We start from the raw sequence: 12,371 nt of genomic DNA, 5'->3' as shown, positions 1-12,371 counted from the left end.
TCGGGCTTCCTGGTGGAAGCCCGACTTGGTTTTGATTCCACAACAGCCTTGCTGTGTCAGGAATCCATTATGGCTTAGTGGTCAACCGCACCGCCAGCGCCTTTGGGGTAGCGAACGCTTTCCACCAGGTCCTGGATTTCCTGCGGAGGCTCTTCGGTTACAGAAGAGACCGCGAAGGCAACGGCGAAGTTGATCATCGCACCGATCGCACCGAAGGAGAGCGGCGAGATGCCCGCGATCCAGTTGTCCGGCGTGTTGGGCAGCATGTTGGTGCCGGGAATGAAGAGCCAGCCCAGGTAGGTGAAGATGTACAGCAGGGTGGAGATCAGGCCTGCCAGCATGCCGGCTACGGCGCCCTTGCTGTTGATCCGCTTGGAGAAGATACCCATCATCAGTGCCGGGAAGAGCGAGGCTGCGGCAATGCCGAAGGCCAATGCCACTGTCTGGGCCGCGAATCCGGGCGGATTCAACCCCAGGTAGGTAGCAAGCAGGATGGCCCCGGCCATGGAGATCCGCGCCGCCAGCATCTCGCCCTTTTCGGTGATGTTGGGGTTGATGGTCTTCTTGATCAGGTCATGGCTGATGGCAGAGGAGATCGCCAGCAACAGGCCCGCCGCGGTGGAAAGCGCCGCCGCGATGCCGCCGGCCGCGACCAGACCGATAACCCAGCCCGGCAGGTTGGCGATTTCCGGGTTGGCCAGTACCAGGATGTCGTTGTTCACCACCAGCTCGTTACCTGCCCAACCACGCTCTGCGGCCGTATCGGCGAAGGCGGGGTTGGCATCGTTGTAGAGCTGGATGCGGCCATCATTGTTCAGGTCGTTGAAGGTGATCAGGCCGGTGTCTTCCCAGGTGCGGAACCACTCCGGGCGGTTCTCGTAGAGGATCGGCTCGGCCATCGCTTCTTCATAGTTTTCCACCTGGCCGGCAGCTTCCGGGTAGACGGTGGTCAGCAGGTTGAGGCGTGCCATGGAGGCCACGGCGGGGGCGGTCAGGTAGAGCAGGGCGATGAAGACCAGGGCCCAGCCGGCCGACCAGCGCGCATCGGCGACTTTAGGTACGGTGAAGAAGCGGATGATGACGTGGGGCAGACCGGCGGTACCGATCATCAGCGACAGGGTGAACAGCACCATGTTCAGCTTGTTGTCCACGTCAGCGGTGTAGTCCCGGAAACCGAGTTCCACCAATACTTCGCTCAGCTTGGCCAGCAGCGGTACGCCGGATTCACTGTGCGTGCTGAACATGCCGAACATCGGGATCGGGTTGCCGGTGAGCTGCATGGCGATGAACACGGCCGGAATGGTATAGGCAATGATCAGCACCACGTACTGCGCCACCTGGGTATAGGTGATGCCCTTCATGCCACCGAATACGGCGTACAGGAAGACGATGGTGGCGGCGATCCAGATGCCCCAGGTGTTGCTGACTTCCAGGAAGCGGGAGAAGGCGACGCCGGCACCGGTCATCTGGCCGATAACGTAGGTCACCGAGGCCACGACCAGGCAGACCACCGCCACCAGGCGTGCGGTGCTGCTGTAGAAGCGGTCACCGATGAAGTCTGGCACGGTGAACTTGCCGAACTTGCGCAGGTAAGGTGCCAGCAGCATGGCCAGTATGACGTAGCCGCCGGTCCAGCCCATCAGGAAGGAGGAGTTGGCGTAGCCGCCGGATGCCAGCAGGCCGGCCATGGAGATGAAGGACGCGGCCGACATCCAGTCGGCTGCAGTCGCCATGCCGTTGGTGATCGGATGGACGCCGCCGCCGGCGACGTAGAAGTCCTTGGTCGAGCCGGCCCGTGACCAGATCGCAATGCCGATATAGAGGGCAAAGGAGCCGCCCACGAACAACAGGTTGATTGCAAATTGACTCATGCCGGCTTACTCCCCAAGGCCGTATTTTTCGTCGAGCTTGTTCATTTTCCATGCGTAGAAGAAAATGAGTCCGATGAAAGTGAGGATGGAGCCCTGTTGGGCAAACCAGAAGCCGAGGTCCGTGCCGCCGATGGGGATACCGGACAGTAGCGGCCGCAGGAGGATGGCGAAGCCATAGGAAACCAGTGCCCACACAATCAGGCACCCGGTTATCGTGCGAACGTTCGACTTCCAGTACGCAGCAGCATTGGATTTATCATCTGCCATAGTGTTGCTCTCCACTTGTTTTTGAGGTTGGGAAGTTGCACAGAGAGAGAAAAGGATTCACCAGGGTCGTCCTGCATGGTCAACCGTGCGTTGATCACCTCGACAATGGCGCCGGCTAGCACCTCTTTTTATCGTTACCCCTGCGCGGCCAAGCCACTCTTCCCACCATGTCTCTTGCCGGTTGTCGAAGTGTATTACCGACGTGCAATTGCCCTGCATGACTCACCGGCAATAGTGGTCAATAAATGAGAAAATTAAATCCCAGACTTTGGTATCATGAGTAAACTGTGATTGAACGATTCAAAATTTTATTCTTTAATTTCAATGTGTTGTGAATGATTTTTGGCCAGGTTTGCAAGGCATCTACTGCAGGCATAGGACGATTGTCTAGCCTCCGACTGTATAAACTTTTGTCTAACTCTTATTTAAATAGACTATTGTCTAAGGTTGAGGCGCTGGATTATTCCGGCCTGTAGGACGATGGTCTAGGTTATGCCGGAAAAGATGATCTTGTTATCCTGCCAGAGGACCTCTTCGTGACGTGGGTGAGTCCAGGGAGGCGCTGGAAGGCCTGGTTGGAGAACCCGCTGCCGGAACGGTTTGGAGTCCACTTGCGTTTGTGTTTTCGTCCTTGCTGGTCCAGCCATGGCCCCGAATCATCCTGAGCATAACGGCCGCACAACGAGGGCAGCAGCATGGTCGATGTCGATCTCTCTCAACCGCCTTTTTCCTTTCTTGATGATGAGGGGCGTGACCGCGTTCGCAGTGGCATCGACCTGGCCTATTTCGATCGTGATGAAATCATTCTCGAGACCGGGCAGCCCGGCGAGTACGTCTTCATCATTCACAAGGGTGAAGTCGCCGAACTGGACACCACCCTGCCCGGTGCTCGCGAACGGATCGGCCACTATACTGCCGGCGACCTCTTCGGTGCCATCAGCATCCTCAACGGCAAGAGCCGCTATCGCTTCCGCGCCGAGCAGGAGAGCCTGTGCTACCTGCTGCCCAAGAAGCTGTTCCTGCAGCTGTGCGACGAATTTCCACCCTTCGCCGAATTCTTCCGCCAGACCCTGGCCCACAAGGCGCGGCTGCTGACCGAACAGCGCGCCGAAGGCGGCGTGACCATGGCTGGCTTCATGCTCGCCAAGGTCAGCGAGTGCATGCGCACACCGCTCTGCGTCGGCCGGGAAGCGACCATTGCCGATGCGGTGACCACCCTGCATGACAGCCACGCCGATAGCCTGCTGGTGGACGGCGATCAGGGCGCCGGCATGGTCACCAAGACCAACCTGCTCAATGCTCTGGTGCTGGAGGGACGTGATCAGGCCAGCCCGGTGCGTGAGGTCGCCAGCTTCGAGCTGGTCACGGTGGGCCCCGATCAATATCTGTTCGAGGTGTTGGTCAAGATGACGCGCTTCAAGGTGGAGCGGGTCGTGGTCATGGAGAGTGAGCGGCCGATCGGGGTGGTGGAGCTGACCGATGTGCTCAGCTACTTCTCCAGCCGTAGCTATGTGGTCAGCCTTCAGGTGGAGCAGGCCGACAGCCTCGATGCCCTGTTCCGTGCCAGCCATCGCACGCCGGAGCTGGTCAAGGCGCTGATGGCCCAAGGGGTCAAGCTTCGCTTTGCCATGGGCCTGCTGGCGGCACTCAATGGCCGCATCATGTCCAAGGCCTGGGGTTTCCTGGTCGATGAGCGCTACCACGGCGATAGCTGCCTGATGGTGATGGGCAGCGAAGGGCGTGGCGAGCAGATACTCAAGACCGATCAGGACAACGGGCTGATCCTCGCCGATGACCTCGACTGGCCTGACGTCAATGACCAGATGCAGCGCCTCACGGAGACCCTGATCGAGCTGGGCTACCCGCCATGCCCGGGCAACATCATGGTGTCCAATCCCGAATGGGTGGGCAGTGTGACCCAGTGGCGCGAACGTATCGCACACTGGGCCCGAGCCCGCGACGGTGACAGCCTGATGAAGCTCGCCATCATGCTCGATTCCCACGCCGTAGCCGGCAACCCGGCGCTGCTCGACCGAGTGCGAGAGTCGCTGTTCGCGGCCTGCTCCCGAGACGAGATCCTGCTCTCCTACTTTGCTCGTGCTGCGCTGCGCTTCTCCACGCCGCTGACGCTGTTCGGTTCGCTGAAGAAGCCCCAGCACGGCATCGACATCAAGAAGGGCGGTATTTTTCCCATCGTGCACGGCGTGCGGACCATGGCGCTGGAGCGGCGTATCAAGCCGACCTCGACCCTGGAGCGCCTGGAGGCGCTGGCCGCCGATGGGCGCCTGGAAGAGCGGGTTGCCGAGGATCTGTCGGAGGCGCTCTCACTGTTTACCGAGCTGCGTCTCAAGCAGCAACTGGAGCGCCTGGATGGCAGTGCCGACGATGCGAGCCCGGACCGGGTCGTCGTACAGCAGCTGTCGTCGCTCGAGCGAGACCTGCTGCGGGAAGCGCTGCATATCGTCAAGGAATTCAAGCAGAGCCTGTCACAACGCTACCACCTGGAGTACTCCTGAGAGAACGGAACATCGGGTAGCGCGCAGGCCAGTAACAGGCCAATAGCTGGTCACCAACGGGTTGATAGCCCGTGAATAACAACAGGAGGCTACATGCTTCGAGCATTGCGTCGGGCCAAGGATCGTCGCCGCCACGCCAGCGGCGAATATGGCTGGCTGTTTCACCCTTATACTGGCGATGAACTGGTCGCCATCGACTGTGAAACCACCGGCGTCGACACCCGCACGGCAGAGCCGGTTTCCATCGCCGCCGTGAAGGTGCGTGGTGACCGGGTACTGGCCAGTGAGTCGCTCGACCTGCGTCTCCGGCGTCCCGCTTCGCTCACGGGGGACTCCATTCGCGTTCACGGTCTGCGTGGCATCGATCTTGACGACGGCGAGAGCCCCGGCGAGGCGCTGGCGAAGCTGCTGGAATTCATCGGTAATCGTCCATTGTTGGGCTGGCACCTCGATTTCGACCTCGCCATTCTCAATCGCCAGCTACGCCCACGGTTCGGTTTCGAGCTGCCCAACAGCGGGATCGACGTGGCCCAGCTCTACCATCGCCAGCTCCGCCGCAGTGCCATGGAGCCGGATCCGACGACGATTCGCTTCGATACGGTGGCGGAAGCGCTGGGAGTGCCGGTCATGGGGCGTAACACCGCACTGGGGGATGCCGTAACCACGGCGCTGATGTATCTGAAGCTGGAGCGTGGGGCCATGCAGGCCCGGCGGGAGGCATGACCGTGCCGGTAGGGCTGGGCGTCGCCAGTAGCGGGCGGCGATGGTAGGATGGGCACCGATATCCACCACACGCCCTGGCAGCGCCGTGACCATGCAAGACGCCATGACAATCGACCCACTCGCCCTGCAGGGCCACTCAGACAGGCCCTCACTCCCTTCTGCAGATGAGTCCGGCTCTCCGCTGGATGGCCTGGATGCCAAGGCCCGGCGGGAGTTCAACAAGCTGCAAAAGCGCCTGCGTCGCCAGGCAGGCAATGCCATCATCGACTACGGCATGATCCATGAGGGCGACCGGGTGATGGTTTGCCTTTCCGGTGGCAAGGATAGCTACACGCTGCTGGAGATACTTCGCAACCTGCAGCGCAACGCGCCAGTGAATTTCTCCCTGGTGGCAGTCAACCTCGACCAGAAGCAGCCCGGCTTTCCCGAGCATGTATTGCCGCGCTACCTGGACGCCATCGGCATCGACTACCATATTCTCGAGCGTGACACCTATTCGGTGGTCAGGGAGAAGACGCCGGAGGGCAAGACCACCTGTGCGCTCTGCTCGCGACTGCGGCGTGGCTCGCTCTACGGCTTCGCCGAGGAGATCGGTGCCACCAAGATTGCCCTGGGGCATCACCGTGAGGACATACTCGAGACGCTGTTTCTCAACCTCTTCTTCGGTGGCAGCCTCAAGGCCATGCCGCCCAAGCTGCTGTCCGATGATGGCAAGAATATCCTCATTCGCCCGCTGGCCTATTGTCGCGAGGCCGATATCGCCGAGTTTGCCCGGCTGATGCAGTTCCCCATCATTCCCTGCAACCTGTGCGGTTCACAGCCCAATCTTCAGCGCCAGGTGGTCAAGGAGATGCTGGCCGAATGGGAAGCCAAGCACCCTGGCCGGCTCGAGACCATGTTCAAGGCGGTGACCAACGTGGCCCCTTCGCAGCTGGCGGACCGCGACCTGTTCGACTTTACCGGCCTCGAGGAGAAGCAGGCGAGGCGTCAGGCGAATCACATCGATGCCCTCGACCTCGGCCAAGGGGGCTGAAGAAGCGGCCTGGCCGCTTTCGTTCCGGTCGACATCGTCATGGGGCGGAGAGGGATCGATAAAGCAGCGGCCCGTCGCGCTTTGCTCGACGGGCCGTTGCTTTTACCCAAGGCGGGTGCACGAGGTGGACTGGGCTCAGGGCTCTTCCTGGGCCTGGGCTAGCAGGGCTTCCAGGTTGAGGATGTTCACTTCACGCCCGGAGACCTCCACCAGTCCCTGCTGCTGGAAGCGTCCCAGGATGCGGCTGACGGTCTCCACTGCCAGGCCCAGATAGTTGCCGATATCGGCCCGCGACATGGAGAGCCGGAAGCTGTAGGGCGAGTAGCCGCGACGGCGGAAGCGGTCCGACAGGCTGGAGAAGAAGCTGGCCAGGCGCTGGTCGGCGGTCTTGCGAGACAGCAGGCGCATCATGCGACGATCGTCTCTGAGCTCCTTGCTCATGCTGCGGTAGAGTTGACCACGCAGCTCGGGCAATGCCTCGGATAGCGTATCGAGACGATCGAACGGAATCTCGCAGACCGTGGTGGTCTCGAGTGCGATCACGCTACCGGGATAGGCCTGCTCATCGATACCGTCGAGCCCGACCAGTTCACTGGGGAGGTAGAAGTTGGTGACCTGATCGTCGCCGGAGCCTTCCGTGGTGACCTGTTTCAGGCTGCCTGAGCGTACGGCATAGACGCTGTTGAAGGCGCTACCCTGACGGAACAGGGATTCGCCTTTCTTCAGGGGGGCACGACGGCGGATGATGGCGTCGAACTGCTCCATGTCCTCCAGCTCGAGCGCCAGTGGCAGGCACAGGGAGCTCAGGCTGCAGTTCTGGCAGCGGGTTTCATGCAGCAAAGAGCGCCGCTTGTCGATCGCGTTGGCCGCATGGACAGCCATGGTCACCTCCTTGATCGTGATCATAGAGGCATTATGGAGCATTCTTTGGCCCGGGAAAATGCCCGTTGTGACGATTAGCCGCAACACACTGATAACCCAAGTTAACCTGCGGCCTGTTTGTCGGACTAGCTGGAGGAGTCAGGAGGGCGTGAATCCGGCAGGCGCGAGTCGAAGGCCATGGCGAGATGGCGAATCAGCAGTCGCCCGATCGGTGTGGCAACGAGGAGATCTCCCTCCCATGCCAGCAAGCCATCCCGCGCCGGCGCTTCCAGTCGGGTCAGGGCATCCGCCAGGTAGCGCGTTGCGTCGATGCCGAAGCGCTCGCCCAGCTTGCCCAGGTCCAGTTGCATATCGCATATCAACCGCTCGATGGCGTGGTGGCGAACGCGGTCGTCGAAGGTCTGGCGAATACCCCGTGTCGTCGCCAGGTGGCTGGCGTCCAGGGCCGCTTCATAGGCGCCCAGGCTAAGCGGGTTCTGGGCGTAGACGCCGTCCACGTAGGAGATGGCCGACACCCCAAGCCCCACCAGGTCACAGCGGCCATGGCTGGAATAGCCCTGAAAACCGTGCTGCAGCGTACCCTGGCGCTGGGCTGCCACCAGGCTGTCTCTCGGCCGGGCGAAGTGACCGATGCCGATATGGACGTAGCCGGCATCGGTCAGCATGGTAATGGCGGCTCTCAGGATGGCCAGTTTCTCTTCCGGGCCGGGAAGGTCCTCGCGACGGATGCGTCGCTGCGAGCCAAAGCGGCTGGGCATATGGGCATAGTTGAATATCGACAGGCGGGCAGGCGCCATGGCGATAACCTGCTCCAGGGTGGCGGCAAAGCTGTCGCGGGTCTGGAAGGGCAGGCCATAGACCAAGTCGAGGGTCAGCGAACGAAAGCCCAGCCGGTCGGCTTCATCGAGCAGGGTTTCGGTCAAAACGCGTGGCTGTACGCGATTGATCGCTCGCTGCACCTTGGGGTCGAGGTCCTGGACGCCAAGTCTCAGGCGGTTGAAGCCCAGGGCCTGCAGGTGACGCAGGGTAAAGACGTCGGCCTCGCGGGGATCGATCTCGATGGAGTAGTCGCGATCCCGGGAGCTGGAGAGTCCGAAGCGGGCGTTGAGCCGGTCGATGAGATCGCTCATCTGGTCGAGGCTGAAGAACGTCGGCGTGCCGCCGCCCCAGTGCAGCTGGGTGACCTCCCTGCGGGTATCCAGGTGTGACCTGACCAGGACCATCTCCCGATCGAGCCGGGAGAGATAGGGTTCGGTGATCCGGGTGGCCTTGGTGATGGTCCTGATGCTGGCGCAGTGGTGGCAGGCCTTGCGGCAGAACGGGAGGTGGACATAAAGCGATAGGGGACGGCCGCTGTCGTTGCTACGCGCCAGAGCCCTTTGGTAATCCACTTCGCCGATGTCGTTCTGGAAGGAGTGCGTAGTCGGGTACGAGGCGTAGTTGGACCCATGGATATCATAGCGGCGCAGCAGGGCCTCGTCCCAGGCGAAGGGATCGGCCAGCATTCCATGCAGGAACATCGCGGGGACGGACATGAGGGCGCTCCGGCGTCTCGTAAGATGCCCTCATGCTAGCGGTACCGCCCCGGTAGCGGTTTGAGCTGCGTCAAGCGAAACCACAATGAGCTGAGGCGTCGCTCCTTTCAGTGCGACACGCCGGAGCCCAGCAGCGAGGCGAGCTGCCATATCGCAAAGGCGATGATCGAGAGTGCCGCCAGGGTGCGTGTGGCTGGGTGCCGAATGAGCGCGCCCAGCTGGCGCGCGGCGAAACCGGTGACGAGTAGTGCGGGCAGGGTGCCGAGCCCGAAGGCGGCCATCAGCAGGCCGCCGCGGAGGGGGTCGGCGATGGCCAGGCTCCAGGCGAGCATCGAGTAGACCAGGCCGCAGGGCAGCCAGCCCCAGACCGCACCGAGGCCGACCGCCTGGGGCATGCTGACCACGGGCATGAGGCGCCTGCCGATGGGCTCGAGGTGACGCCAAAGCCGCTTTCCCACTGCCTCGACCCTGAGCAGGCCTTTCCACCAGTTGGCGATATAGAGCGCCATCAGGATCAGCATCACGGCGGCAAACAGCTGCAGTATCATCCGCGCCGTGGAGGACAGCGCGATCACCGTGCCCAGAGAGGCCACCAGGGCGCCGGCGGTCATGTAGCTGAGAATTCGTCCCAGGTTGTAGCCGAGCAGCAGCCCGGAGAGCCGTGCCGGGCTGCGCATGCTGGGGGGGACGGCGAAGGTCAGGGCGCTCATGATGCCGCCACACATGCCGATGCAGTGGGCGCCGCCGAGCAGGCCGAAGACGAAGGCTGCCAGCAGCGGTGGCAGGCCGAGTCCGGTGGGATCCATCAGCGGTCGGGATGCTTGTCGTCGTCGGAAGCAGCGGCGTTGCGTTCGGCTGCCTTGCGGCGCTGTTCACGGGCTTCCGGCGTCAGGTCGTTTTCATCGTCATCGAACAGGATGCGATGCGCCGGCCCCTCCAGGTCTTCGAACTGATCGTTCTTCACGGCCCAGAAGAAGGCCCAGAGCGCCAGCCCGAGCAGCACAAGCGAAAGCGGTATGAGCAGGTACAGGATGGTCATGCGTTCACCAGGCGAGCGGGGTTGGCCGGGGCCGGCGGCGATGCACTGCGGTAGCGGCTCAGGCGAAGGGCATTGCCCACCACCACCAGAGAGCTGGCCGACATTCCAAGGGCAGCCACCCAGGGCGGTACGATGCCGATGGCGGCCAGGGGTAGCGCCGAGAAGTTGTAGCACACCGACCAGATCATGTTCTGGCGCATGATGCGCCGTGTGGCATTGGCGATCTCGATGGATTCGACGATACGCATCAGCCGGGGGCTGAGCAACACGGCATCGGCACTGGTGCGCGCCAGGTCGGTGGCGCCGTTCATGGCGATCGAGACGTCGGCACCGGCGAGTACCGGCACATCGTTGATGCCGTCTCCGATCATTGCCACTTTCTCGCCGCGTTCCTGGCACTGCCGGATATGGGTCAGCTTGTCCTCGGGGCTGGCGCCGGCCCGCCAGGCGTCGATGCCGAGGGCTTGGGCAAGGCTTTCCACGGCGCCGGCATTGTCGCCGGAGAGCAGCTCCACCGACAGCCCGCGGGCCTTCAGCGCCGACACGGTGGCGGCGGCGTCTTCGCGGACCCGGTCATGGAGCGCGAACCAGGCGCGGGGTTCGCCGGCCTCGGCGAGCAGTAGCCATTGCCCCTTCCCCGGAAGCGACAGCTGGCGTTCCGGCGCGGCGAATTCGGGGCGGCCCAGCCGCCAGAGCCGGCCATCGATGCTGCCCTCGACGCCCTGCCCGGTATGGCTCGACCGTTCGCTGGCCTGGACGGTGGACTGGCGCCAGGGGCGGAAGGCCCGAGCGATGGGGTGTTCGGAGTGTGCCTCGAGGGCCGCTGCGATCACCCGTGCGCGATCTATCGACAGGTCGCCGGTTGGCCGCGTCTCGCGCAGCTGCATTTCGCCGCTGGTCAGGGTGCCTGTCTTGTCGAAGATCACCCGGTCCACCTGGGACAATGACTCGATGGCGTCGGCGCGGGTAATCAGCACGCCGCGGCGTCGCAACTGGCCGTGTCCAGCGGTCAGTGCCGTGGGCGTGGCCAGTGCCAGGGCGCAGGGACAGGTCACCACCAGTACCGAAAGGGTGACCCACAGCACCCGGGAGGGGTCGATGAACCACCAGGCAATGGAGACACAGGCGGTCACCAGCAGCAGCCGCAGCACGAACAGGTGGGACATGCGAGCGGCCATCTGGGCCAGACGTGGGCGGCTGGCGAAGGCGCGGTCGGTGAGATCGACGATACCGGCTACCCGGGCCTGCTTGCCGGCATGGGTGACCCTCACGATCAACGGGCTCTCGATGTTCTGGCTGCCGCCGACCACGCTGTCACCCACCCGACGGCTCACCGGCAGGTACTCTCCGGTGAGCATCGACTCGTCGAGACTGGACTCGCCCTCCTCGATCACGCCGTCGGCGGGCACGCCATGGCCGGGCTTGATCACGACCCGGTCTCCGGTGGCGAGTTCGCTGGCCGGCAGGATGCGCTCTTCGCCACTCTCGGTCAGTCTCGTCGCCGACAGCGGCAGGGCACCGGCCATGGCGTTGCCGGTATGGCCGCTGCGCCGCCGGGCCCGGGCCTCGACATAGCGGCCGAACAGCAGAAAGAAGGTGAACATGGCCACCGAGTCGAAATAGACCTCGCCGGTGTCGGTGATCACCGCATAGCCGCTGGCCAGATAGGCGCCGCCGATGGCGATGGAGACCGGTACATCCATGCCCAGCACCCGGCTGCGCAGATCGCGCACGGCGTTGCGAAAGAACGGCATGGCCGAAAAGAACACCACCGGCGTGGCCAGGGCAAAGGAGAGCCAGTGGAAAAGGGCGTAGAAGTCCTCGCTGATCTCGCCGGGGCTGCTCATATAGATGGGAATCGAGAACATCATGACCTGCGCCATGCCCACCGCGGCCACGATCAGCCGGCGGATGTTCATGCGCTCCTCGAACTGCAGCCGCTGTTGGGCGGCATCGGGCTCGTAGGGCTGGGCGCCATAGCCGATGGCAGCCATCTCGGCGAGGATGCGCGATAGCTTGAGCCGGGCCGGATCCCAGGTCACACGGACTCGGTGGTGGCTCAGGTTGACGGCACTGACGCTGACGCCATCCAGTGCGTTCAGGCGATGTTCGATCAGCCAGGCACAGGCCGCACAGGTAATGCCGTCTACCGCCAGGGTGGCGTGCACCAGGCCGCTATCGCCTTCGGGGTGGACGAATTCCCGCTGCAGCCCCGGGTCGTCGAAAACCGCCCAGGTCTCGGCCTTGATCTTCTGGCGATCGTCCGGGCGCTCGGGCAGCTCGGTACGAAAGCGGTAGTAGCTCTCGAGCCCGCCGTTGACGATGGCGTGCGCCACCGCCTCGCAGCCGGGGCAGCAGAGCGGGTGTGCCTGGTCGTCGAGGGTGATCGTCCAGGGCGCACCCGTCGGGACCTGGCTGCCGCAGTGATAGCAGTCCGCCAGCGCGTGCGCTGCCGTGGTGGCGTGCTGGTTCATGGCCCCTCGGAGGCGTGTGTCGATACGTAGG

General features: G+C 63.1%; 10 protein-coding genes. 3 read left to right on the top strand and 7 right to left on the bottom strand.

All coding sequences use genetic code 11. From position 1 onward, the window contains the following. Positions 1 to 74 precede the first annotated feature (74 nt). Both LY622_RS18620 and LY622_RS18615 read right to left on the bottom strand, forming a co-directional pair. The gene (locus LY622_RS18620) at positions 75 to 1,871 is read right to left on the bottom strand and encodes a sodium:solute symporter family protein (protein ID WP_234292234.1); all 1,797 of its coding nucleotides are present in this window, start codon (positions 1,869 to 1,871) and stop codon (positions 75 to 77) included. 6 nt (positions 1,872 to 1,877) lie between these two features. After that, positions 1,878 to 2,138 (bottom strand): DUF4212 domain-containing protein, encoded by a 261-nt coding sequence (locus tag LY622_RS18615; protein ID WP_234282206.1) that lies wholly within the window; start codon positions 2,136 to 2,138, stop codon positions 1,878 to 1,880. 695 nt (positions 2,139 to 2,833) lie between these two features. Here LY622_RS18615 and LY622_RS18610 point away from each other — a divergent pair. The 3 genes from LY622_RS18610 to ttcA all read left to right on the top strand — a co-directional run bounded on the left by LY622_RS18610 (position 2,834) and on the right by ttcA (position 6,410). Continuing rightward, complete coding sequence (locus tag LY622_RS18610; protein ID WP_234292233.1) at positions 2,834 to 4,654, top strand: putative nucleotidyltransferase substrate binding domain-containing protein; 1,821 nt, start codon at positions 2,834 to 2,836, stop codon at positions 4,652 to 4,654. 93 nt (positions 4,655 to 4,747) lie between these two features. Continuing rightward, positions 4,748 to 5,377, top strand: coding sequence for a 3'-5' exonuclease (locus tag LY622_RS18605; RefSeq protein ID WP_234292232.1), 630 nt, complete (start codon positions 4,748 to 4,750; stop codon positions 5,375 to 5,377). 103 nt (positions 5,378 to 5,480) lie between these two features. After that, positions 5,481 to 6,410 (top strand): tRNA 2-thiocytidine(32) synthetase TtcA, encoded by a 930-nt coding sequence (gene ttcA, locus LY622_RS18600; RefSeq protein WP_234292231.1) that lies wholly within the window; start codon positions 5,481 to 5,483, stop codon positions 6,408 to 6,410. A gap of 135 nt (positions 6,411 to 6,545) precedes the next feature. On the opposite strand, the gene fnr is transcribed toward ttcA, so the two are convergent. From fnr to LY622_RS18575, 5 genes are all read right to left on the bottom strand, one after another. Then, on the bottom strand, positions 6,546 to 7,292 hold the full coding sequence (gene fnr / locus LY622_RS18595) for a fumarate/nitrate reduction transcriptional regulator Fnr (RefSeq protein WP_234292230.1): 747 nt from the start codon (positions 7,290 to 7,292) through the stop codon (positions 6,546 to 6,548). 125 nt (positions 7,293 to 7,417) lie between these two features. Beyond that, on the bottom strand, positions 7,418 to 8,827 hold the full coding sequence (hemN, locus tag LY622_RS18590) for an oxygen-independent coproporphyrinogen III oxidase (RefSeq protein ID WP_234292229.1): 1,410 nt from the start codon (positions 8,825 to 8,827) through the stop codon (positions 7,418 to 7,420). A 107-nt stretch (positions 8,828 to 8,934) separates the two neighbouring features. Beyond that, positions 8,935 to 9,633 carry a sulfite exporter TauE/SafE family protein gene (locus tag LY622_RS18585; protein WP_234292228.1) on the bottom strand — a complete coding sequence of 233 codons (699 nt, stop codon included), beginning with the start codon at positions 9,631 to 9,633 and terminating at the stop codon, positions 8,935 to 8,937. Continuing rightward, complete coding sequence (gene ccoS, locus LY622_RS18580; protein ID WP_234292227.1) at positions 9,633 to 9,866, bottom strand: cbb3-type cytochrome oxidase assembly protein CcoS; 234 nt, start codon at positions 9,864 to 9,866, stop codon at positions 9,633 to 9,635. Before ccoS ends, LY622_RS18585 begins: the two co-directional genes overlap by 1 nt. Beyond that, entirely contained in the window at positions 9,863 to 12,340 is a 2,478-nt protein-coding gene (locus LY622_RS18575; RefSeq protein ID WP_234292226.1) for a heavy metal translocating P-type ATPase, read from the bottom strand. The genes ccoS and LY622_RS18575 overlap by 4 nt, the downstream gene beginning before the upstream one ends. Positions 12,341 to 12,371 lie beyond the last annotated feature (31 nt).

It is taken from the genome of Halomonas alkalisoli, from assembly GCF_021412585.1.
Lineage (GTDB): Bacteria > Pseudomonadota > Gammaproteobacteria > Pseudomonadales > Halomonadaceae > Halomonas > Halomonas alkalisoli.
The sequence above is the reverse complement of the archived record's forward strand: the minus strand, read 5'-3'. Positions and strand labels throughout refer to the sequence as shown.

Bases quoted from the DNA above. Each gene is read 5' to 3' on its own strand.
- ccoS (WP_234292227.1), bottom strand. From the start codon at position 9,866: ATGACCATCCTGTACCTGCTCATACCGCTTTCGCTTGTGCTGCTCGGG.
- LY622_RS18610 (WP_234292233.1), top strand. From the start codon at position 2,834: ATGGTCGATGTCGATCTCTCTCAACCGCCTTTTTCCTTTCTTGATGAT.
- hemN (WP_234292229.1), bottom strand. From the start codon at position 8,827: ATGTCCGTCCCCGCGATGTTCCTGCATGGAATGCTGGCCGATCCCTTC.
- ttcA (WP_234292231.1), top strand. From the start codon at position 5,481: ATGACAATCGACCCACTCGCCCTGCAGGGCCACTCAGACAGGCCCTCA.
- LY622_RS18605 (WP_234292232.1), top strand. From the start codon at position 4,748: ATGCTTCGAGCATTGCGTCGGGCCAAGGATCGTCGCCGCCACGCCAGC.
- fnr (WP_234292230.1), bottom strand. From the start codon at position 7,292: ATGGCTGTCCATGCGGCCAACGCGATCGACAAGCGGCGCTCTTTGCTG.
- LY622_RS18615 (WP_234282206.1), bottom strand. From the start codon at position 2,138: ATGGCAGATGATAAATCCAATGCTGCTGCGTACTGGAAGTCGAACGTT.
- LY622_RS18620 (WP_234292234.1), bottom strand. From the start codon at position 1,871: ATGAGTCAATTTGCAATCAACCTGTTGTTCGTGGGCGGCTCCTTTGCC.
- LY622_RS18585 (WP_234292228.1), bottom strand. From the start codon at position 9,633: ATGGATCCCACCGGACTCGGCCTGCCACCGCTGCTGGCAGCCTTCGTC.
- LY622_RS18575 (WP_234292226.1), bottom strand. From the start codon at position 12,340: ATGAACCAGCACGCCACCACGGCAGCGCACGCGCTGGCGGACTGCTAT.